Origin of the sequence: Cyclobacterium xiamenense (genome assembly GCF_009467825.1) — a bacterium.
GTDB lineage: Bacteria > Bacteroidota > Bacteroidia > Cytophagales > Cyclobacteriaceae > Cyclobacterium > Cyclobacterium xiamenense.
The window spans coordinates 59199-82012 of sequence record NZ_WIOK01000008.1 but is presented as its reverse complement, the minus strand read 5'-3'; the positions used below and the strand labels follow the sequence as shown (position 1 = coordinate 82012).

At 48.4% G+C, this 22814-nt stretch carries 18 protein-coding genes; 12 read left to right on the top strand and 6 right to left on the bottom strand.

Going from position 1 to position 22814, the window contains the following annotated elements; all coding sequences use genetic code 11:
• Nucleotides 1–2 precede the first annotated feature (2 nt).
• Nucleotides 3–1556 (bottom strand): T9SS response regulator signal transducer PorX, encoded by a 1554-nt coding sequence (porX, locus tag GCU44_RS07915; RefSeq protein WP_154855767.1) that lies wholly within the window; start codon nucleotides 1554–1556, stop codon nucleotides 3–5.
• A 63-nt stretch (nucleotides 1557–1619) separates the two neighbouring features.
• Here porX and GCU44_RS07910 point away from each other — a divergent pair, with 63 nt between their 5' ends.
• The 9 genes from GCU44_RS07910 to GCU44_RS07870 all read left to right on the top strand — a co-directional run bounded on the left by GCU44_RS07910 (nucleotide 1620) and on the right by GCU44_RS07870 (nucleotide 13084).
• Nucleotides 1620–2849, top strand: coding sequence for an HD domain-containing protein (locus GCU44_RS07910; RefSeq protein ID WP_154855765.1), 1230 nt, complete (start codon nucleotides 1620–1622; stop codon nucleotides 2847–2849).
• Nucleotides 2850–2864: 15 nt separating this feature from the next.
• Nucleotides 2865–3887 (top strand): UDP-3-O-(3-hydroxymyristoyl)glucosamine N-acyltransferase, encoded by a 1023-nt coding sequence (lpxD, locus tag GCU44_RS07905; RefSeq protein ID WP_154855763.1) that lies wholly within the window; start codon nucleotides 2865–2867, stop codon nucleotides 3885–3887.
• A gap of 47 nt (nucleotides 3888–3934) precedes the next feature.
• Entirely contained in the window at nucleotides 3935–5329 is a 1395-nt protein-coding gene (locus tag GCU44_RS07900; protein WP_092174078.1) for a bifunctional UDP-3-O-[3-hydroxymyristoyl] N-acetylglucosamine deacetylase/3-hydroxyacyl-ACP dehydratase, read from the top strand.
• Nucleotides 5326–6105, top strand: coding sequence for an acyl-ACP--UDP-N-acetylglucosamine O-acyltransferase (gene lpxA / locus GCU44_RS07895; protein ID WP_092174075.1), 780 nt, complete (start codon nucleotides 5326–5328; stop codon nucleotides 6103–6105). The genes GCU44_RS07900 and lpxA overlap by 4 nt, the downstream gene beginning before the upstream one ends.
• Before the next feature lie 2 nt (nucleotides 6106–6107).
• A complete protein-coding gene (locus GCU44_RS07890; protein WP_092174072.1) occupies nucleotides 6108–6743 on the top strand; it encodes an ABC transporter ATP-binding protein in 636 nt (211 codons plus the stop codon).
• A 43-nt stretch (nucleotides 6744–6786) separates the two neighbouring features.
• Nucleotides 6787–7269: a hypothetical protein gene (locus GCU44_RS07885; protein WP_092174070.1), complete on the top strand. Its 483-nt coding sequence runs from the start codon at nucleotides 6787–6789 to the stop codon at nucleotides 7267–7269.
• Between the two features lie 14 nt (nucleotides 7270–7283).
• The gene (locus GCU44_RS07880; protein ID WP_154855761.1) at nucleotides 7284–7709 is read left to right on the top strand and encodes a nuclear transport factor 2 family protein; all 426 of its coding nucleotides are present in this window, start codon (nucleotides 7284–7286) and stop codon (nucleotides 7707–7709) included.
• 853 nt (nucleotides 7710–8562) lie between these two features.
• Nucleotides 8563–12438 carry a putative Ig domain-containing protein gene (locus tag GCU44_RS07875; protein WP_154855759.1) on the top strand — a complete coding sequence of 1292 codons (3876 nt, stop codon included), beginning with the start codon at nucleotides 8563–8565 and terminating at the stop codon, nucleotides 12436–12438.
• A 169-nt stretch (nucleotides 12439–12607) separates the two neighbouring features.
• Complete coding sequence (locus GCU44_RS07870) at nucleotides 12608–13084, top strand: hypothetical protein (protein ID WP_241684878.1); 477 nt, start codon at nucleotides 12608–12610, stop codon at nucleotides 13082–13084.
• A 165-nt stretch (nucleotides 13085–13249) separates the two neighbouring features.
• Here GCU44_RS07870 and GCU44_RS07865 read toward each other — a convergent pair whose 3' ends face one another.
• Both GCU44_RS07865 and GCU44_RS07860 read right to left on the bottom strand, forming a co-directional pair.
• Nucleotides 13250–15643, bottom strand: coding sequence for an endonuclease MutS2 (locus tag GCU44_RS07865; protein ID WP_154855757.1), 2394 nt, complete (start codon nucleotides 15641–15643; stop codon nucleotides 13250–13252).
• Nucleotides 15644–15646: 3 nt separating this feature from the next.
• Entirely contained in the window at nucleotides 15647–15982 is a 336-nt protein-coding gene (locus GCU44_RS07860) for a DUF4296 domain-containing protein (RefSeq protein WP_317041143.1), read from the bottom strand.
• A 106-nt stretch (nucleotides 15983–16088) separates the two neighbouring features.
• Here GCU44_RS07860 and GCU44_RS07855 point away from each other — a divergent pair, with 106 nt between their 5' ends.
• The 3 genes from GCU44_RS07855 to GCU44_RS07845 are packed head-to-tail and all read left to right on the top strand — an operon-like array spanning nucleotide 16089 to nucleotide 18898.
• Nucleotides 16089–16967, top strand: coding sequence for a DUF58 domain-containing protein (locus GCU44_RS07855; RefSeq protein WP_154855754.1), 879 nt, complete (start codon nucleotides 16089–16091; stop codon nucleotides 16965–16967).
• Nucleotides 16960–17865, top strand: coding sequence for a hypothetical protein (locus tag GCU44_RS07850; protein ID WP_154855752.1), 906 nt, complete (start codon nucleotides 16960–16962; stop codon nucleotides 17863–17865). Before GCU44_RS07855 ends, GCU44_RS07850 begins: the two co-directional genes overlap by 8 nt.
• Nucleotides 17858–18898, top strand: a complete 1041-nt coding sequence (locus GCU44_RS07845; RefSeq protein ID WP_154855750.1) for a vWA domain-containing protein — start codon at nucleotides 17858–17860, stop codon at nucleotides 18896–18898. The genes GCU44_RS07850 and GCU44_RS07845 overlap by 8 nt, the downstream gene beginning before the upstream one ends.
• 74 nt (nucleotides 18899–18972) lie before the next feature.
• Here GCU44_RS07845 and GCU44_RS07840 read toward each other — a convergent pair whose 3' ends face one another.
• The 3 genes from GCU44_RS07840 to GCU44_RS07830 form a co-directional block, all read right to left on the bottom strand.
• Nucleotides 18973–20394, bottom strand: coding sequence for a Gfo/Idh/MocA family protein (locus GCU44_RS07840; RefSeq protein WP_154855748.1), 1422 nt, complete (start codon nucleotides 20392–20394; stop codon nucleotides 18973–18975).
• A gap of 104 nt (nucleotides 20395–20498) precedes the next feature.
• Nucleotides 20499–21425 carry an amidohydrolase family protein gene (locus tag GCU44_RS07835; protein ID WP_154855746.1) on the bottom strand — a complete coding sequence of 309 codons (927 nt, stop codon included), beginning with the start codon at nucleotides 21423–21425 and terminating at the stop codon, nucleotides 20499–20501.
• Between the two features lie 15 nt (nucleotides 21426–21440).
• The gene (locus GCU44_RS07830) at nucleotides 21441–22811 is read right to left on the bottom strand and encodes a TrpB-like pyridoxal phosphate-dependent enzyme (RefSeq protein WP_092174024.1); all 1371 of its coding nucleotides are present in this window, start codon (nucleotides 22809–22811) and stop codon (nucleotides 21441–21443) included.
• Nucleotides 22812–22814: the final 3 nt, after the last annotated feature.

Genomic DNA, 22814 nt, shown 5'->3' with positions numbered 1-22814 from the left:
CGCTATTTTGGCTGTAAATGAACGATAGGAATAATCATCTCCTCGAGTGAAACCCCTCCGTGTTGAAACGTATCCTTGTAAAAATTCACGTAATAGTTGTAATTGTTGGGATAAGCAAAGAAATAGTCCTCCACCGCGAATACGTAACTGGATGAGATATTCAATTGCGGGAGTCTGGCTTCTTCGGGCTTTTTGATTTCAAAAACCTTCCCGGATTCAAAATTAAGGTTTTTTCCCTGCTTGTACCGCAAATTTGTGGTCACATTTCGGTCACCAATGATTTTATAGGGCTTATTGACACGTTTGGTGCCGTGATCGGTCGTGACAATGACCTCGGCGCCGGATTGACTGATTTTTTTAAACAGCTCAAAAAGGGAGCTATGCAAAAACCAACTGATGGTGAGTGAGCGGTAGGCCGACTCGTCCGGTGCCAACTCACGGATCATTTTCATGTCCGTCCTGGCGTGCGACATCATATCTACAAAGTTGTATACCAATACATTGAGATCGTTTTTGATCAGATTGGGAAACTGATCCAGCACGGCTTTCCCCTGATTGGTTTGCAGGATTTTCTGGTAACTAGACCGGATTGATAGCCTGTTTCTCTTCAGGTTTATTTTAAGAAATTCCTCCTCATTGTTGTTTTTGCCTTCCTCGGTTTCCTCCCCTTCCCAAAGATCGGGATGTGATTTGGCCATATCCAAAGGCATCATTCCACTAAAAAGGGCATTTCTGGAAAATGCCGTAGTCGTTGGAAGAATGCTGTAATAAGTCAGGTCTTCCTTTACAGTAAAATAGTCACGGAGTTGATTTTCAATCATTTCCCACTGGTCCAGCCGTAGATTATCGATGACTATAAAAAACAAAGGTTTCCCTTCCTTCAATTTTGGAAACACGTGTTGCTTCATCACCTGATGGGAAAGCACCGGCTTGCTGCTGTTGGGAATATTCAGCCAGTCCAGGTAATTCTCCTTGATAAACCGGGCAAAATTAACATTCGCCTCCACTTTTTGCGATTCCAAAACCTCCTGCATGCTTTTGTTTTCGGTTTCGTCAATTTCCAATTCCCAATAAGTCAATTTTTTGAAAATATCTGCCCACTCCTCATGGTCGATAGCATCGTTATACGCCATGCTGATATTCCGGAAGTCTTGCTGATACGATAGATTTGTCTTTTCACTGATCAGTTGCTTGTTCTGCAAAATCTTCTTGACAGACAAAAGAATCTGATTGGGGTTGATAGGTTTGATGAGGTAGTCGGCAATTTTGCCCCCAATCGCATCGTCCATGATGTGCTCCTCTTCACTTTTGGTGATCATTACCACAGGAATTTGTGGTTTCAGGCTTTTGATCTGCTGCAAGGTTTCCAAACCGGTCATGCCTGGCATCATTTCGTCTAAAAATACCAAATCGTAATTTTCCTCCTCAACCTTCTCTACCGCATCCAAACCACTGTTTACCGTGACAATATCGTAGCCGCGTTGCTGTAAAAATAAAATATGGGGTTTCAGCAGATCAATCTCATCATCTGCCCATAATATTTTGAAATTTTGCATAGTAATTGGTTTAATTCTTTTTAAGTTTAGTTACTTTTGGCCTGTTGCCGGATGAAAAGGACATTGAAAAGCCATAAAATAATCAACGACCCGGTGTACGGGTTTATCACCATCCCCAGTGAGCTTATTTTTGCCGTTATAGATCATCCCTACTTCCAGAGGTTACGCAGAATCAAACAGCTAGGTTTGACCGATATGGTTTATCCGGGCGCCCTGCATACCCGGTTTCACCATGCACTCGGGGCCATGCACCTGATGAGCATCACCCTCGACCAACTTCGAACGAAAGGAATTGAAATCTCTGAGCAAGAATACGAAGCGGCGCTGATTGCCATATTGCTGCACGACATCGGCCATGGCCCCTTCTCGCATGCCCTGGAATCCGTCCTGCTCAAAGGACAGCACCATGAATCCCTTTCGCTTCTGTTTTTTGATAACTTAAACGAGCAATTTCATGGCCAACTTTCCCTGGCCAGAAAGATTTTTGTGGGAAGTTACGAAAGAAAATTTTTCCATCAACTGGTTTCCAGCCAACTTGACATTGATCGGCTGGATTATTTGCAACGTGACTGTTATTTTACCGGAGTTTCGGAAGGCACCATCGGGGCGGATCGGATCATTAAAATGATGACGATTGTAGACGACCGCCTGGTCATCGAAGAAAAAGGCATATACAGCATCGAAAACTTTTTGAGCGCCCGAAGGCTGATGTACTGGCAGGTATACCTGCACAAAACCACTGTTTGCGCAGAAAAAATGCTGATTAACCTGATTCTTCGGGCAAAAGAACTGGTGATTTCGGGAAGTACGCTCGCCGGGTCCACCGAATTGTTGCAATTTCTCTCCCGGGACCTTTCACAGGAAGACCCGTCCGGAATTCCGGATTGGCTGGATGATTTTTCCCAGCTGGACGACTACGATATCTGGGGAGCAATCAAACTATGGAAAAACGACAAAGACCTCGTATTGCGAGAGATTTCCCACATGTTCCTGACAAGGAATTTATTTAAAATCCAACTGGTAAACCATCCTTTTTCCGCAGAGGCAATTTCGCAGTTGAAAGAAAGCGTCCAATCCAGGCTTTCGATTTCCGAGCAGGAATTAAGGTATTTTTTCTCGGCCGGCGAAATCAGCAATTACGGCTACCTTGCTGAAGACAAAATCTTAATTCTAACAAAAAAAGGAGAAGTGATAGACGTAGCCATGGCCGCGGATCTTCCAAACATCAAAGCGATGAGTAAAATTGTCAAAAAATACTATGCTTGTCATGCTAAAAATTTAACTTTACGGTAAAACAATCAGAACCTCATGGAATTTACCATCGATCAAATTGCACAACTTTTAGATGGAAATGTGGAAGGAGATGGATCAACCAAAATCAATCGCCTGGATAAAATACAGGAAGGAACAGCCGGTAGTATCGGCTTTTTAGCCAATCTTACGTACGAAAAACACCTGTACCAGACCCAATGTTCAGCTATCCTCGTATCGGAAAACTTCCAGCCTCAAAAGGAGACAACAGCCACACTTATTCGGGTGAAAGACCCGTACATCGGCTTTACCAAACTACTGGAAACCTACCAAAAAATAACGAAACCCGAGCTTATCGGCACGGAAAATCCCAGCTTCAAACACGAGAGCAGTACCATTGGTGCCAATTTTTTCCGGGGAGCTTTTTCGTACATTGGCAGGGATTGCAGCATCGGCGATAATGTAAAGATTTACCCTCAAGTATACATTGGGGATCAGGTCACGATTGGCGATAATTGCATTTTTCACCCGGGCGTAAAGCTCTATTCCGGGACCATCGTTGGGAATAACTGTGAAATTCAGGCAGGAAGTGTGATCGGATCGGATGGCTTTGGCTTTGCGCCCCAGGCTGACGGCACCTATAAAAACATTCCCCAACTGGGCAATGTGATTCTGGAAGACAATGTAAGCATCGGGGCCAACACCACCATTGATTGTGCCACCTTGGGGGCCACGCGTATCGGGAAGGGGGTAAAAATAGATAACCTGGTACAAATCGCCCACAACGTGATCCTGGGCGAAAATACCGTCATTGCATCCCAGGCGGGTATTTCGGGTTCCACCACCCTCGGAAAGAATTGTGTGCTCGCCGGAAAAAGCGGTATCGTCGGACACATTCAGCTGGCAGACCGCACCACCGTGGGCGCAAATACCGGCATCATGAAAACCGTGAAAGAGCCGGGTAAAACGTTTTTAGGCTATATTGGCATGGATATTAAATCCTATTTGAAATCGTATTCAATTTTCAAAAAATTACCTTTACTAGAGAACAAATTAAGAGAGCTGGAAAAAAAACTATAAATTTGTCAGTTATTCGGCAGGTCTCAGTTAATTAGTTAACCATCTTAATGAAAGTAAAACAGCATACCATAAAAAAACAAGTGACCATTTCGGGTGTAGGCTTGCATACTGGAATTGAAGCAAACATGACATTTTTGCCCGCTAGCCCAAATCATGGCTATAAGTTTCAACGAATGGACCTCGAAGGTCAGCCGATCATCGATGCAGATGTAGACAACGTGGTGGACGTGTCACGCGGCACGACATTGGAACAAAGCGGAGCGCGGGTATTTACGGTAGAGCATGTCCTGGCGGCACTGGTTGGTATGGAGGTAGACAATGTATTGATCCAATTAAGCGGACCCGAACCGCCCATTTTAGATGGCAGTAGCATACAATTTATCGATATTCTGGAAGACGCGGGCCTGGAAGAACAAAATGCGCTGCGTCGGTTTTTCGAAGTACCGGAAAGCATCCATTACAAAGACAGCGCCCGGGAAGTGGAAATGGCCGCGCTTCCGCTTGACGATTTCCGGGTCACCGTGATGGTGGACTACAACTCGCCGGTTTTGGGCAGTCAGCATGCATCCATCACCGATATCAGCCAATTTCGGCAGGAAATTGCCTCGTGCAGAACCTTCTGCTTCCTCCACGAATTAGAAATGCTCTACAACAACAACCTGATCAAAGGTGGAGACCTTAACAATGCCATTGTGGTAGTGGACCGCGTAGTAGAAGAAGCCGAATTGTCCAGCCTGGCCAAAATGTTTAACAAGCAAAAGGTCGAAGTAAAAAAGGAAGGCATTCTGAATAACGTGGAGCTTCGGTACAAAAACGAGCCGGCCCGACACAAACTACTGGACGTAATTGGCGATCTGGCTCTCGTTGGAAGACCCTTAAAGGCGCAAATTCTCGCCGCACGCCCAGGGCATGCCGCAAACGTCGCCTTCGCAAAAAAAATCAAACGGGCCATGGAAAAAGCAGGCCCCATGAATATCCCCTACTACGATCCGAAATCGCCTCCGGTTCTGGATATTAACCAAATCAGCAATATCTTGCCCCATAGGTACCCGTTTCAACTGGTGGATAAGATCATTTACCTGGACGATAAGGTGGTGGCCGGCGTGAAAAACGTGACGATCAACGAGCCGTTTTTTATGGGACATTTTCCAAACAATCCAGTCATGCCAGGTGTGCTTCAGGTGGAAGCCATGGCGCAAACAGGAGGGATTTTGGTATTAAGTACCGTAGAAGATCCGGAAAATTATTGGACCTATTTCCTTAGTATAGAAAATTGCAAATTCAGGAAAATGGTATTGCCCGGGGATACGCTGATTTTCAAATGCGAATTACTCAACCCTATTCGGCGGGGAATCGCAAAAATGAAGGGAGAAGCGTTCGTAGGAAACACCTTGGTATGTGAAGCCGTTATGACTGCCAGTATCGTAAGAAAAGACGCATGATCAGTAAGCTATCTGAAATAAGTGAAAAGGCCCAAATTGGGGAGAATGTCTCGATAGAAGCATTTACATCCATTCATCCCAATGTTGAAATTGGTGAAGGAACCTGGATTGGCTCCCATGTAACCATTTATCCAGGAGCCAGAATTGGAAAAAATTGCAGAATTTTTCCCGGTGCCGTGATCGCCGCCATTCCACAGGACCTGAAATTTAAAGGAGAAGACTCCCTCGTGGAAATCGGAGATGGAACGACCATTCGGGAGTTTGTTACAATAAACAGAGGGACTGCCGACAAACAAACTACACGAATAGGGAATAATTGCCTGCTCATGGCTTATGTGCACATCGCGCATGACTGCCTCATTCACGATCGGGTGATCATCGCTAATTCCGTACAGGTAGCCGGGCATGTCACCATCGATGACTGGGCGTTTATCGGCGGGAGCAGCGCCATCCACCAATTTGTAAAAATTGGCATGCACAGCATGGTGTCCGGAGGCTCGCTGGTCCGAAAAGACGTGCCCCCCTTTACCAAAGCGGCCCGAGAACCTCTCAGTTACGCCGGGGTGAATTCGCTCGGACTTCGAAGACGTGGCTTTGAGAGCCAGACAATCAGTGAAATTCAGGAAGTCTACCGCTATTTGTTTTTAAATAGCTGGAACAATAGCCGCGCGCTGGAGGAAATCGAAATCAATCTTCCCGCTACCAAAGAGCGGGATGAAATCGTGAATTTTATCCGCTCATCCGAACGAGGCGTGATGAAAGGGTACATCCAATAGACATGTTTTCTGTAAATCTGGAGCTGGGAGGAAAACGATTTCAGCGGGAATGGATATTTAAACAGCTGCCCCTTCGTGCTTCCAGTGGTGAAAAAATTGCCATCACGGGAGGAAACGGGTCCGGCAAATCTACCCTCCTCAAATGCCTGTCCGCGCAAATGCCACTCACCGAGGGCACCCTCCATTTTTCCTGGAACGAAAAACCGATTCCGGCAGAGGACATTTACCAATACCTGGTCATCAGCGCCCCCTACCTGGAGCTGCCCGAAGAATTTACGCTCCGTGAATTTCTTCGGTTTCATTTCTCCTTCAAAAAACTAAACCCGGAAGTTGACGCGAAAGAACTGGTAAAATTACTATACCTGGAAAATGCCGTGGATAAACCGATTTCCCTGTTTTCCTCCGGAATGAAACAGCGACTGAAATTGGGTATTTGCTTTTTTTCCCAGGCTCCTCTGATCCTGCTGGACGAACCTACGTCGAACCTGGATGCCCGGGGCATACAATGGTACAGAAACCTGGTAACCGACTACGGAGCCAACAAATGCCTGCTCATCGCATCCAATGACTCCAGAGAATACGACTTTTGTGAACAAATCCTTAGCCTGGAAGATTATAAAAGGCAAAGATTACTTTGATTCATTTGGGAATTGATTAAATTTACCACTTTAGGTCGGGTTTATGATAGCTTTAACAAAGACGTTTTGGGTAGTACTTCTCGCCGTGGCGCTGACTGCATGTAACGGAGGAGATAACGGAGAGCCGGAAAAATCAGCCGAGCAACTTGCCATTGAAAAGCTCGCCGGTACTTCGGGTAGTGAAACCTGGACCGTAAGCAACGGCGGTTCGGTATCGAAAGATGGATCACTTCAAAGCGCAGATTTTGCCGATTTTGAAATCCGCTTTATTTCCAACAATACCGGAAAAACCTACATTACGCAAAACAGCAACCTGCTTTTCGATAACAACGGCAACTGGGCCTTTGAAGGGGAAAATTTCGATAAAATCACCCTTTCCGGAATCCAGCCGGCAGCAAATAAGGAAATATCTTTCACGCGAAGTCAAAACCGACTCCGGCTTGAGTGGACCGTGCCTGCCCCCCAAAATGCCCGTGTCACGGGACTCGTAGGCTTTTACGTCTTTGACCTTGTTTTACTTGAATAAACTCCAATAAACCCATGCACACGTACCTTTTCCTCTTTTTATTCCTCGCTTCTACCGTCACCTTCGCCCAAAACAAAGAGGTGGCCGCCGTGGAAAAAGCAGTAGCCGAGCTGGTAGACGCCATGATCGTCGGCGACGAAACCCGACTAAGAAACCTTACCGATCCGCAGTTGACCTACGGTCATTCCAACGGATTGATTGAAGATCAGGAAGCCTACATCGAAGCCATCCGCTCCAGGGTATCCAATTTTACAGAAATCAACATCGAAAACCAATCCATCGATATCAAGGATAACATTGCCCTGGTTCGGCATTTTTTGATCGGGCAAACGCACAACCGCGACAGTGACCCGGCGCCGGTCAATCTGGGGGTGCTGACCGTTTGGCAGAAGAAAGGAAAAAATTGGCGCCTGTTGGCTCGCCAGGCTTTCAAGCGCTAAGATTTGAGTTGAACCAGGGTAACCCCCGAACCTCCCCGGTAAGCATGCTGATCCGACGACAGGATGTCAGCAGCCATTTTTCGAACGAGGTATCAGGTGATCGCTCTTGGAATGCTGTCACCTCTTCCCTGAATGGCCTTGCGTTCGTTCCCGCCCGGTAGCTATCCTGCCTATCTCCAGCTGTCGAGAAAAGATGTTCCTGCAAGTACCGCATACATACAATTTTTTGGCTTGGTGCAGTCTTCAAAGCAATGCAGACGAAGCCGTATATCCCCTGCGCTAGCTGATCAAATCCTTAGCAGTACAAATTACTAAGTATTTAGGAGATACTTTTAAGTGGTATCAGCGGTAAAACCGCCCAGTCACTATTCGATCACCTCCATTTTTTTGCATTTAGAATGTATTCTTCTGGCTTTCAACCAATTTACCTTTACGCAACGATCGGGCACATTGACGAATCCATCGGGTAGCTTCACGAATTTGTGCAGGTTAAAATGGTTAGAAAAAGGCATATTGTGTCAAGCTTTCGGATAGGCGTTAGCTGGAGGAACCCGTGGAAACAGGCCCGGAAATGGACGATGCACTGGTATAAAAGTACGATGGGCCAAGCATATAATCAAGCCTATTTGCTGGTATACGTACTTGGTTTTCTTTGACTTGAGTACATATGTCTCAATAGCGAACCGAAATCGTAAGCGGCTTTTTTCCGAAGGCTCTTTTGAGAGTAGCCAAGTCATGTTGAATGAATAGACCATCTGCTTTACCAGTCGAATCTACAATCTAACCAAATATACGCCAAATATAGGGAACTGGTTCCCGTACCTGGTCAAACTCACGTTAAAAAACACGAACTATGAAACCAAAATTACTAACAATCGCCTGGTTATGCTTCGTAGCCTCCTCCCTCTACGGGCAGGAGGTGATCTTCGAAGACGATTTTGAAACGGGAACATTTGGCGCCCAGTGGACCGCCCGGCCCAACATAGACGGAGGCCAAAATGGCATCGCAGAGATTTTTACGAACAGCGATGGCAGTTCCTACGTGCGCTTAGGCAAATCGTCCGACGCGGGCGGATTTACCACCAATGCCTTGGATCTAAGCCTGGATTTAACCGGACAAACGGATGTGGAGCTTCTTTTTGCGATAAATAATTATAGTGACGAAACCCAAGACGCGGATGGCCTCTACATGAGTGACGATGGAGGAAGTACCTTCACCAAAGTTTTTGACTTTAAGCCCGGATTTTGGTGTGCTGATGCCTGGGGTAGCTTTCCTCCCCTAAGCGTCAGCAAGTTGGCTACCGATCACGGCCTCACCTTAAATAGTCAGTTTGTGATCCGCTTTCAACAATACGACAACCATGATTTTAGCTGGTCCGGTAGCGGCCGAGATGGATTTTCCCTGGACAATGTGGTCGTTCGCACCTCCCCCGCCGTACACGCCAAACTACCCGTGGACGATGATTTTGACGATAGAGACATTCCCGACCATTGGCAGGTCGCACTTCCGGATCAGACCACAGACGACCCCAACTCAATTACGCCCATACGGGTACAGGGAATTGATTCAGATGCCAACCGAACAGACTATTACCTGGAAATGGGCGGAACCTGTGACGGTGAGTTTTATACCAATGCCTACGATTTACTGTTAGACTTAGCAGGAGAGATCGAGGTGGAAATGTGGTTCGATATCTACGGTTTTTCTGATGAAAATCATCCCAACGATGGCCTATTCTTTAGTGATGATGGGGGCGATACCTTTGTCAAGGTGTTTTCGTTTAACCCGGAACAATGGTGTGACGAATGGGGAAGTTATGCGCCTTTTGATGTCGATAAACTGGCCAGAGAAAACGGACTTACATTAAGCAGTCAGTTTGTGATCCGCTTTCAACAATACGACAACCATGATTTTAGCTGGTCCGGTAGCGGCCGAGATGGAATGCGATTGGACAACGTACGGGTCCGGGTACCGCCCATCAGCTACTCCAGCCTGCCTTTTGAGGATGATTTCAATACGGGTACGATGAAAACCGCCTGGAGTTGGGCACAGGCTACCGAGTCGACAACGGATACCACCACCATTATTCCCTCCGGCTACTTCGATTTAAAATCCGATGCCAATCAGACGAATTACTGGGTAGAGATGGGAAAAGATTGCGATGGTTCATTCGCGACCAATGCACTGGATTTGCATTTGGACCTATCCGAACAGTCACAGGTAGCCCTTACCTTTGATGTGAACGACGTTAGGGACGAAAGCCAACCCCTTATGGAAGGGCTCTACTTTAGCGATGATGGTGGAGCAAGCTTTGAGCAAGTCTATGCCTTCGAACCAGAAAACTGGTGCAACAATGCCTGGTCAAACTTTGCGCCATTTGACGTAGACGCACTAGCTGCAGCGAACGGCCTGTCCTTGACGGATCAATTTATTATTCGTTTCCAGCAATACGATAATGCTGATTTTAGCGCAAGTGGGCGTGAATCAGATGGAATGCGAATAGACAATATAAAGGTGTACGAACCCCAACCTTCCTATGTCACGGCTCCATTTTCTGAATCGTTCAACAATCAGGACCTGCCCAGCGCATTTCAATGGGCGCAGCCGGTAACGACCATACGGGAAGACCTGCGCGTTCAACCCTCTTTATTTGATGTGCAGCCAGATGCGAATCGAACGAATTACTACCTATTTATGGGAAACAGTTGCGACGGTATATTTACTACTTCAGCTGTGGATCTTCATCTGGATGCGTCGCTGGGCACGCAATTGATACTCTCCTACGATATTACGGACCGAGGAGAGGAATTCACACCCGACATGGATGCCATTTTCTTTAGTAACGATGGTGGGGAAACCTTCACCAAAGCAATGGATTGGGATTTCAGCAAGATTCCGAATGGACGGTGGGTTACTCAGGATCTCAACATTACCGACCTGGCAAACGATGCCGGCCTTGCACTGACCAACACCTTTATCGTCCGCTTTCAGCGGTATGATGATGCCGATGGAGATGGAATATACCTTGATAATTTTAGCTTCGTAGCATCCAATACGGCACCGGTTGTGGCCAATGCCCTTGCAGATAGCACCATCCTGACGAGCGAGGCCTTCACCTTCACGTTCCCAGAAAACACCTTTTCGGATGTGGACGGTAATGATCTCAGCTATGCCGCAACCCTGGATGACGGGACGGCCCTGCCCTCCTGGCTGACCTTTGATGCCGCGACACGTACATTCAGCGGGACACCAGAGGCCAGTGACGTGGGCAGCATCAACATCAAAGTGACCGCAGATGATGGCAACGGCGGCACCGCGGAGGACACCTTCGCACTTACAGTGAATACCGCGCCCGTTTTGGCAAATGCCATTTCCGACCAGGAAGGTATAACGGGCGAACCATTCACCTTCACCTTCCCGGATGACACGTTTTCGGATGCCGACGGCGATGATCTCAGCTATACCGCCATGCTGGACGATGGGTCTACCCTTCCTTCCTGGCTCACCTTTACTGGTACCTCCCGTACCTTCGGCGGCACGCCGGGCGGTGGTGATGCGGGAACGCTTACGGTAAAGGTTATTGCCGACGACGGTAAAGGGGCCACGGCGGAGGACAGTTTTACCATAAGCATAAATGCCAAACCGTCCCTGGCCAATCCGATCGATGACCAGAATGCATTGGTGGACGAGGCCTTTGGCTTTACGTTCCCTGCTAACACCTTTGCGGATGCCGACGGTGACGAACTCACGTATACGGCCACGTTAGCTGATGACTCCGCCTTGCCCGCCTGGTTAGCGTTCGATGGCGCCACACGCAGCTTCAGCGGTACGGCTACAAGCTCGGATGTAGGTAGCATTACCATCAAAGTAACTGCCGTGGACGGCAAAGGCGCAACGGCGGAGGATCGTTTTGTACTGATCATCAATACCGCTCCCGTTTTGGTCAATGCACTTTCGGATCAGAATGCTACCGAGAATGAACCGTTCACCTTTGTGGTACCCGCTACTACCTTTAGCGACGCGGATGACGATGACCTTACGTACACGGCCACACTGGAAGACGGTTCTGCGCTTCCCGCATGGCTCACATTCGATACGGGCAGCCTTACGTTCAGCGGTACGCCTGGATCGAGCGATTTGGGCTCGATCGGTATCACGATTACTGTGGACGACGGTAAGGGGGCTACGGCAGCGGATAGTTTCGAAATTACCGTAACCGTACCGATGCCCTCATTGAGTGATTTCTCTCCCAAACGGGGTTGGGTGGGCGACAAGCTTACCCTGACCGGCGAAAAGCTGGATTTAGTAACGGCTATTTCCCTAAACGGTACGGCAGCAGATTTTACCCTGGTTGATGCAAACACCCTAGAGGTCGTGGTACCCGATGGTACAACGACCGGCAGCATCATCTTGACCTATGCCGGAGGGCAGGTGGAAAGTGCTACCAACTTTACCATGGATATCGTGACTTCGCTGCGCGAGAATCGGGAAAGAAGTTTCTCCGTGTACCCCAATCCAGGTCCTGGCATCTTTATCGTAGAAACGAATTACCACGAGAGTCAGGACATCAGCTACCAGGTGTACGACCTGTCCGGGAAGACCGTAGCCAAAGGGCTTGTTACGAGTGCTATCACTGAAATTGATCTTCGAAACTACCCGAATGGAACCTACATCATCGTTCTTCTAAGCGATCAGGGAAGGTCCGTTACCAGAGTCATCAAACAGTAGTGTCCATGAAGCAGCCTGTGCTCCCGAACCGGAATCGGAAGTACAGGCTTTAGTAAACGCCTATGAACAGGCGCCAAAAAAACCGGGGAAAAGCCACTTCCTGCGATTTTCCGGGATTTTATAAAAAATATATAGTTGATCTTAAAACTTTCTAAAATAAATCAGACGTATGGTTGCTTTAACACGAATACTCCTTGTGCTATTCCTCGCTGTCAATTTGGCTGGATGTGAAGAAGAAGAACCTCAGCCCACCCCCCCTGAACCAAGCCCAGAGGAAGTGGCTATACAAGCGCTAACAGGAACAACCTGGGTGGTACGAAACGGCGGATCGGTAACGAAGGACGGTACGAATGAGACCGATGACTACATCGATTTTGAAATCACATTTACTTCCAGTGGCAGCAGCAAGACCTACAGTACACAAGGCAGCAACCTGCTCTTCGATGCCAGTGGTACTTGGTCCTTCGCCGGGGGGAACTTTGCAAAGATTGAACTGACCGGAGTTCAGCCGGCTGCGAATAAGGAAATCTCCTTTACACAGACTGGAAACAATCTCCAGCTGCAATGGACCGTTCCGGCACCTTCAAACGCACGGGTATCGGCCCTGGCGGGTTCGTATGTATTTGCACTGGTTCGGCTTGAGTAGCATTCCAGTAATCCGTGTCTCAAACACCGATTTTTTTCCATCCGCTGTGGGTTTCCGCTAATCCCGGGGACCTGCAGCGGTGGAAAAAGCGGTTTTGACCGTATGAAATAGCAAAGGCAATTATTGCCGGTGATTGGACGAGCAGACGTACAGGCAGTGAGGCTGCTACGATTTGAGTTGAACCAGGGTAATCCCCGAACCTCCCCGGTCGGCATGTTCGTCTGAAAAGCCGGCCACAGATGGCATTTTGCTGATGAAGTTTCGGGTGAGCCCCCGCAAGATGCCGTCACCTTTTCCGTGAATGATCTTGAGCTCGTTCATGCCCAGCATGTATCCCTCGTCGATGAAGTTCTGTATCAGGGGAAGGACTTCCTCTCCTCTTTTTCCGCGGATATCCAGATTGGGGGAGAAATTCGCCATTTTGGACTGGGTATCGTAGCTAATCCGTCGGGCTATCGCTTTTTTCTCCTTTTTTAGGGAGGTATTGGAAATTTTCTCCAGCCGGCTTAGTTTCACGTTGGACTTGAGATCTCCTATCAGAATGCTCACTTGCTTTCCTTTGATTTCAAGCACTTCTGCCAGGGCCCCGTTGTCTTTCACCCGCACCTGATCACCTGGATTGATTTCACCCTCCACGACCCGAATGGTTTTGGGCGGTGCGCTTTGTTGCTTCTCGGGTTTTATGGTCGTTTTGTGCGCATCCAGTTCTTTTCTCGCGCGCTGCGTGGCAAGTTTGTCCGCCTGCGTTTCCTTGATGGAACGGATGGTGTGCTCGATTTTTTTGTTGGCCTCTTCCAGGAGAACGTTGGCCTGGGCTTTGGCTTCGTTTAGAATGGCCTTGCGCTGTTCGTCCAGGGTGGTCTTTAGCGAATTGTATTCCTGCAGGCGCTGATTCAGCAAGCGGTCTTTTCGCTCAATTTCGGAAAGCAGGCTTTCGTACTTGTTTTTTTCACTTTCTACTTTTAGCAGCAGCTTGTCGTATTTGACGCGGGTCTCCCCCACCTGTGCTTTTGCATGAAGGATAATTTCCTGGTCGATCCCGATTTTTCCGGCGATCTCAAAGGCGAAGGAACTTCCGGGCTTACCGATTTCCAGTTCGTACAAGGGCTCCAACTCGTCCACATCGTAGCGCATGGCTCCATTGACCATCCCCTGGCTTTTGGAGGCCAGTTGCTTCAGGTTTCCGTAATGGGTGGTGACAATTCCGTAGGCTCCAGACTTATTCAAGGCCGTCAAAATGGCTTCCGCAATCGCACCGCCAAATTGGGGTTCGGTACCGGTACCAAATTCGTCGATGAAAAAAAGTGTTTTCTTGTTGGCATGCAGCGTGAAATGCTTCATGTTCATCAAGTGGGAACTATAGGTACTCAGGTCGTTTTCGATATTTTGTTCGTCGCCTATATCGATAAAAAATTGATCAAACACCGCGCAGGAGGAATTCGGTTCCATGGGAACCAACAGGCCACATTGGTACATATACTGGACAAGGGCTACGGTTTTCAAGGTAACGGATTTTCCCCCGGCATTGGGTCCCGAAATCACCAGCAGCCGGTGGTTGGGGTCCAGGGAAAGGCTGACCGGGACGATTGCTTTCCGTTGCTGACGAAGCGCCATTTCCAGTAGCGGGTGTCGGGCTTTCAGCCAGGACATCTCCCGCACCCGAGCCATTTCGGGATTTACCGCATTGATTTTAAGCGCAAATTTTGCTTTGGCGCGGATAAAATCCACCATCCCCAAAAAATAAAAGGCCCGCCTTAGGGCTGGAATATATCCGCGAAGTTCGTCTGTAAGCTTGGTCAGGATCTTCTGCACTTCCCGGCGTTCCATGTACTCCAGGTCTTTTATCTCATTGTTGATGTCCAGGACTTCCGCAGGTTCCAGGTAAACGGTTTGTCCGGTGGCCGATTCATCGTGGATAAAACCTTTGATTCGCTTTTTGTATTCGGCCAAAACCGGAATCACCATTCTACCCGCACGAATGGTGACCGACGCATCTTCGGGGGTAAACCCCTGTGCTTTGACCGAGCGGTAGATTTGTTCCAGTACTTTGCGGATGCGGCTCTCTTCGTAAGCCAGTTGCGTACGGATTAAATTTAACTCCTGGGATGCGTTGTTTTTTACCTTGCCCTTGTCATCGAGCACCCGCCCAATACTTTTTTCCAAAGGTATGTCTTCCTCCACCATGCCTAGCAGCTGATGCAGTTGCGGGTATTCTTCCTGAAACCGGTGGAAGAAGGCCACGCAGCCCTCCAGGGTCTTTAATCCCAGCCGGATTTCATGAAATTCGTCCTCAAACAGAAACGTACCCGCTATTTTTGCCTTGTCCAAATAGGGGTAAATATTGATAAAATTCGAGGAGGGGAAGAGTTCGCCGGAAACAAGAATTTTGCGGAATTCATCCGTCTGCGCCAGCAATTTGGTAAGCAGGACCCGATCCCTGGAAAACGAGACTTTTTTAACGAAATCCGCGCCCAGCGTACTGGTACACTCCTCTTTGATCAATTCTTTGATTTTGTCAAAATCGATTTTCTCTTCCAGATTCGTTGGATACAATTTCATTGATTATCGGGTGATTTTTTCTTTCAACGTCAACGAATCTATCGTCCGTTCGTAGAGGTATTCCATTTTGGCAGCATCCAGAAGGTAATATTCCAGACTCTGGATGTAAACGCTGTCGGCAACACCATGTTTTTCAAAAATTTGTCTTTCTAGTATGGGGTAGAGTACTTTGGAGGAATCATAAGGTATGGAAAGGGACTGAACAAATCCCTCGGCGAGGTGAATATCCACGAGGATTTCTACCATGGTGTCCTCTGACAAAAGCTCTTCTGGCTTCTCATCGGGACCGCAGGAAACCATCACCAAAAAGAGTGCAACTACTCGACGTATACTATTCACACCACAAAATTACCCAATTCCTTTTACAATTGGCAATAAGTAACCGCGAAGTCGTTTTATTATTCACGGGAGACTGCTAAATTAGGCTTTTCATTGTAACTGAAAAATGAACCAACTGATAAAAAAACTAAGAAGGTATGAAATCATCCTGAGAAAGGTGGCCAATAGTCACCTGCAGGGTGACCACCATTCCATCTTTAAGGGTGCCGGGCTGGAGTTTGACGACCTGCGTCCCTACCAGTATGGGGACGATATCCGAACTATTGAGTGGAAAGTATCCGCCAAAGGGCACGGAACCTTTGTAAAAACCTTTAAGGAAGACAAGGATCAATCGGTCTATTTTTTACTTGACGTAAGTGGCTCGCAGGAAATCGGGAGTAAGGATCGGAAGAAAATTGACCTGGGACGAGAAATTGCAGGCGTGCTCACATTGGCAGCCATTCACGAGGGCTCGCAAACGGGTCTGATCAGTTATTCGGATACAAAAGAAAAGATTATTCTGCCTGGAAAAGGGAGCCGGCAAGCAGTGAAAATCATAAAAGGCATTTTTGCTGAGGAAAAGAAGTCCCAGCAAACCGACCTGAACGGCATGTTCACCTTTTGCCTCAACTTGATTAAGAAAAGAAGCATTCTCATCGTCATCTCCGATTTCATTGACACCGGTTACGAACGACCGCTGAAAGCACTGGCGACCAAGCACGATCTGGTGGTCTTACAGCTTACGGACCCAATCGAGTCTGCGCTTCCTTCCCTGGGCATCATTCCCGTTTACGACAAGGAAGCGGGGAAAACTACCTGGGTGAATACGGCTTTTGGCGGTTTTTCCAGAAAGATTTCTTCTTCGTTCGGCAGTGAACGGCAGCATCTCAAAGAGTTTTGCAAAAAAAATCAGATCAATTACCTACAAATAGACACCCGGCAGGATATTGTACTCCCGCTAATGGAATTATTTAAGTTGAGAAATAAAACCATGAAACGTGGATAAAATCGGGAAGCTAGTGGTAGGTGTATGGATGGTACTGGTACTGCAACCAAGCCTTTCTCAAGGGCAGGACGTGGCGGTAGAAGGGTACTTTTTGCAGGACTCGGCCCGATTGGGCGAGCGAGTAGGCTACGTACTAAAGGCACGCTATCCGAGCGAGATGCCTGTTTTGTTTCCAGACTCTACCTATCGCTTTGGCGATTTCGAATACCTGGGCAAGCAAACCTTTACCTCCGCCACGGCGGATGGCGTCACCCTGGACAGCGCCGTTTACTGGCTATCAAACTTTTCGCTGGATTCGGTGCAAAATTACCGCATTCCTGTTTTTGAAATCGTTCGGTACGATAGCATACACCACGTACCTGAGCCCGCACCGCTGCACCTGGTGCTGACCATCGATGAAATACCGGAGGAGCTTTCCTTTCGCCAAAACGACAGCTACCAATACATTCCTCCTTCCTTCAACTACCCCTACCTGATCGTGGGCATCCTGGTGGTTGTGGTTCTTTTGATCGCAGGTTTTTACTTTTTTGGAGAGGGCTTGAAAAAACGCTGGCAGGTGTACCGGGAAAAAAGGAAATTCAAACGCTTCGTGGAGGACTGGGAGCTATCGATGAAACAATTGGTAAACAATCCTCAAATCCAGGAGGCCGACGAGCTGCTGGGTCTTTGGAAAAGTTACCTGGAAAACTTAACCGGGCTTCCGTTTAGAGAGTGGACCGCCACCGAAACGGCTGCGTTCCTTCAGCAGCCGGAAGTAGTAACTGATTTCAGGAAAATCGAATTAATAATTTACGCCAACCGGGTGGACAACAATATCCGCGAGGCTTGCGAAAACCTGCTGCAAATCTCAAGAAATCAATTGGAAGAAAAAATTGAAAAAATTCACCATCATGAATGATACCTCTTCCTATATCTCCTGGAGCTGGTTTGCACCCGAAACCTTCCGATCGTTTGAATGGGAGAATTTTTTCCTACTTCATTTAATTTGGGTTATCCCCCTTTTCTTGCTCGTCAGAAAGTTTATCAAATTTCTGAAAAAACCGGTCTTGGAGCTTTCGCTGCCCAAGATAGCTGCCAGAAAAAATCCCTGGACCTATTTGCGCCTGATCCCATCGCTTTTCTTTCTACTGGCCATGTGGATGGTGGTTATTGCCCTGGCAAGGCCACAGCGAACCAATGAGAAAGTCGAACAATACACCGAAGGCATAGACATCATGCTGGTAATGGATATTTCAGAATCCATGGACCTGCAGGACTTTACTCCCAACCGGCTGGAAGCCGCCAAGGAAACAGCCATTGATTTTATCAATGGCCGAATAGCCGACCGGATTGGCATGGTGATTTTTTCGGGCGAAGCGTTTTCGCTTGCTCCGCTTACCACGGATTACGAACTCCTGACTGACCTGGTAGGTAGCATTACCTTCAACATGATGGATGCCAAGGGAACGGCCATTGGCAGTGCTGTTTCTACCGCTACCAATCGGATGCGCGAATCGGAAGCCAAATCGAAGGTAATGGTGTTGCTCAGCGATGGAGACAATAACGCCGGCAATGTGGACCCGGTATTTGCCGCACAGCTGGCCGAAGCCATGGACATAAAAATCTATACCATTGCTGTGGGAAAAGATGGAATGGTACCCTACGGGACCGACTTCTTCGGCAGGCCGCAAATGATCGAAAGTTACCTCAACGAGGAAACTCTCCGCAACATTGCCAGCATTACCGAGGGGGAATTTTTCCGGGCATCCGATGACGGAGCCCTCGAAAACATCTTTACGCGAATTGACGAATTGGAAAAAGCCGAAATTATCGAATCCAGGTACAAGGAGACGATGGACTACTACCGGCCGTACCTGTTTTGGGGAATTTTGTTCTTCTTCGCCTGGATGGTTTTAAAGAGCACCTTTTTCAATAATTTCTTGCTGGATTAATCCCGATTCTGAATAGTAAAAAACCCCGATCTTTTTGGGACCGGGGCCATCTTTTTCCATTAATTTGAGCCTTTTTAGCTCATTTCCCATCCCGGCCTGACCGGTTCCTTGATGTAGGCATCTGCTGCATCCAGGCCTTTTGCCTTAAGGTTTTGTGAATCCCAATGAATTTTCTGTCCCCGCATCCGCAGGGAAAGGACACCAAGAAGGGTGATTTCAGTAAGGTGTGCCCCGTATTCGAAATTTGCACTGGCAGCAGCCCCGCCTTTTATCGCATCGACCCAATCCCTGAAATGGCCCTTTGAACGTGGAATGACTTCTTTCGGCTGCTTCATGCTTGTAGCCAGGCTTTCCGGAAACACGTGCGGCACGCGATCGCCCCCATTAACGATGATGCCTTTGTCACCGACAAACAAGGTGCCCCTGGAGGGCCACTGATAGCCTTGTGGCAGGGAAGGGTGAAGCGGCGGTTTAACCCCTCCGGAATACCAGGTCAGGTCGATCGGCTTGCCGGTATTATTCTCGGGAAAACGGTAGTACCCGATTTCGCCGTAAGGAGCGATGTGTTCGTTGCTAAATCCTGCAGGGAATACTTCAATGGTTTCGGGATAGCCCAATTCGAAGGCCCAGGTAGCCGCATCCATATCGTGACAGCCAAAGTCCCCGAGTGCTCCACAACCAAAATCCCAAAAATCCCGCCAGGTAACCGGCGAATACCATTCGTGATACGGTCTGTTTGCGGAGGGGCCCAGCCAAAGGTCCCAATCAAGGCCGTGCGGTTTGGTCGTGCCCGTTGTCGGCAAGCCCCGGAGTTCGGGAATCCAACGGGAAGCGGGTACCCAGGAATGGGTTTCCCTTACCTCACCGATTACACCCGCACGCAAATACTCCACGGTCTGCCGGATACCGTCGGTACTGTGGCCCACATTGCCCATTTGCGTGGCCAGCCCGGTTTCCTTCGTCAATTGTTTGATCATTCGGGCCTCCCAAATATTGTGCGTCAGCGGCTTTTCGCAGTAGACATGTTTGCCGGATTTCATAGACGCGTAAGTAACAAAGGCATGGGTATTGTCCGGGGTAGAACAACAAATGGCATCCAGGCCTTTTTCTTTCTCCAGCATTTCCCGGAAATCCAGGTATTCATTCAGTGTAAAATTCTCTGTTTTGTCCTCGTAGTGTCCTTCTATCAGGCGCTTTACCGGCCCTCTACCGGCTATGGATCGGTAATAAAAATTGGCCAAATCCCAGTACTCTCCCGGATCGGCGATGGCTGTAATTTGTACATCATCCAGCTTCATCAGGTCCAGGGCATTTTGACGTCCTTTTCCTCCTACTCCCACCATTCCCACATTCACCTTATCACTTGGAGCCACATAGCCTTGCCCTCCGAGCACAAATCGGGGCACGATAAAAAACCCCGCCGCAGTCAGGGAAGCTGCTTTCACGAATTGCCTTCTGGAATCATTCGTTTCTTTTTTATTCGGTTGTTCACGCATGGGTACCTTTTTTTTTCTCGATTAAAGTTAAAAAAACAATTCTTATTCTCCCTACCTACGCGAAGATTCCACACAGAAATTTAAAATCCACCGGGCTATGTGCATTAAATGCGGTAAAGCCTTTCGGCATTCGTGTGGTACAATTTCTTTTTCTCCGTTGTCGATAATGCCTTCGAGAGCGAAAAAAAAGCCGTCATCCATTCGTTTAGAGTCCCCGTCCGCAGCACCACGGGCCAGTCCCCTCCGTAAATCACCCGATCCGGACCGAAAATATCCAGTACGGTACTGAAATACGGCTCCAAATTGGCCACTTCCCAATCCTGAGACGCACGGGTGATCATGCCGGACAGCTTGCAATAAACCTGTTCCATGGACGCAAAAGGCGCAAGTGCCCCGGCCCAGGTCTTCCAATCCTGGTTGCCGATATCCGGATTGGCCAGGTGATCCAGCACAAAAACCTGCTCCGGAAACGTACTCACCAAATCAATGACCGCTGCAAGTTGTCCGGGACCTACGTTCAGTTCGCATACCCATTGAAACCGACGCATCAAGCCAATTCCTTGCGCGTATCCTGCATGCCCGGGCATGAAGTTTTTGCGAATTCCCCGAACAATTTCCCGCTCTGCCATTTCTTCCATGGCTTCTTGCCCGTCGACACCCATTTCCAGGGGAAAATAGGCAACCATACCGGCTATACCGGATTCCGAATCGGCTTGCTCCTGCACCCAGTCCACCTCTTGCAAGTACTGCTCTGGCCTTCGGGCACATTCCACAAAGACCATTTTTGAGACGGGATGCCTTTCCGTGGCTTTTTGGTAGTCGTGCAGGGTATAACTCGTTTCCAACGGCAGCCCTTTTCCCTTCAGCCAGGGGTAATCCATCACATTCAGGTCCCAAAGGTGTAGGTGGGTATCGACCAGGGGAATGTCCGAAAAAGACAACTCCTTTCCATCAAGCGAAAAAAGGGGCTGCGTCCCGAACGCCCAAGCGCCGGAAGCCACCCCTTTTTTTAAAAACGATCGCCTATTCATCGACAAAAAACACCATTAAACAGGAATGGTGGGCGTACCTAACCTTGCGATAGAGGTATCGATTTCTTCCTGGCTCAATTCGTGTTGCTTGATTTTTCCGGAGAAATAATCGTCATAGGCCTTCATGTCAAAATTCCCATGTCCGCATAAGTTGAATAAGATGGTCTTTGATTCGCCCGTTTCCTTACACAGGTTGGCCTCTCGGATCGCAGTAGCAATCCCGTGGTTGGCTTCAGGCGCCGGAATGATACCTTCGGAGCGCGCAAACAGTACTCCTGCTTCGAAGATTTCCAGGTTGTCATGAGCCTGTGCCTCAATGAGTTGATCCTTTAGCAATTGACTGACGATGACCCCCGCACCGTGGTACCGAAGCCCGCCGGCATGAATTGGGGCGGGTATAAAATCATGACCCAGGGTATACATGGGCAATAGCGGAGTCATTCCGGCCGTATCCCCAAAATCGTATCGGAATACTCCCCGGGTCAATTTGGGGCAGGATGAAGGCTCACTGGCAATGCACCGAATGTGCTTTCCTTCTTCCATATTCAATCGTAGGAAAGGAAAGGACAATCCGGCAAAGTTTGACCCGCCGCCAAAAGGGGCGATCACGATATCGGGCAGGTCGCTACCGGCTTTTTCCAGCTGCTTAATGGCCTCCAAACCGATGATGGTTTGGTGCAGCTTCACGTGATTGAGTACACTTCCCAACGCATATTTGGTGTCATCCCGGGTAGCGGCCATTTCTACGGCCTCGGAGATGGCAATACCTAGGCTTCCCGGCGAATCCGGATGTTCTGCAAGGATTTTTCGACCCGCCTCGGTTCGTTCGGAAGGGGAGGGATAAACATTTGCTCCCCAGGTATTCATCATCATTTTTCGGTAAGGCTTGTCGTTATACGATAGCTTTACCATGTACACATCGCATTCAATCCCGAAATGCTGACAAGCAAAACTCAAGGCACTTCCCCACTGCCCTGCGCCGGTTTCGGTGGTTATTCGTTTGATTCCCTCTTGTTTGTTGTAATAGGCCTGCGGGATCGCAGTATTGGGTTTGTGGGAACCGGAGGGACTTACTCCCTCGTATTTGTAATAGATCTTCGCTGGCGTATCCAGCGCCTTTTCAAGGCCATACGCCCGGTACAAGGGAGTAGGTCGCCAAATGGAATACATGTTTCGTACTTCATCTGGAATGGGGACCCATTTATCCGTAGTCACTTCCTGCTTGATGAGTGCCTCGGGAAATAAAGGGGCCAGGGAGTCGGGGCCGATGGGCTCCAGGGTGCCGGGGTGAAGCGGCGGCAACGGCTTATTGGGCATGTCGGCAATGATATTGTACCAATTTTCCGGAATCTCCCGCTCTTCTAGGTTAATTTTTCTGATTTTCATTAA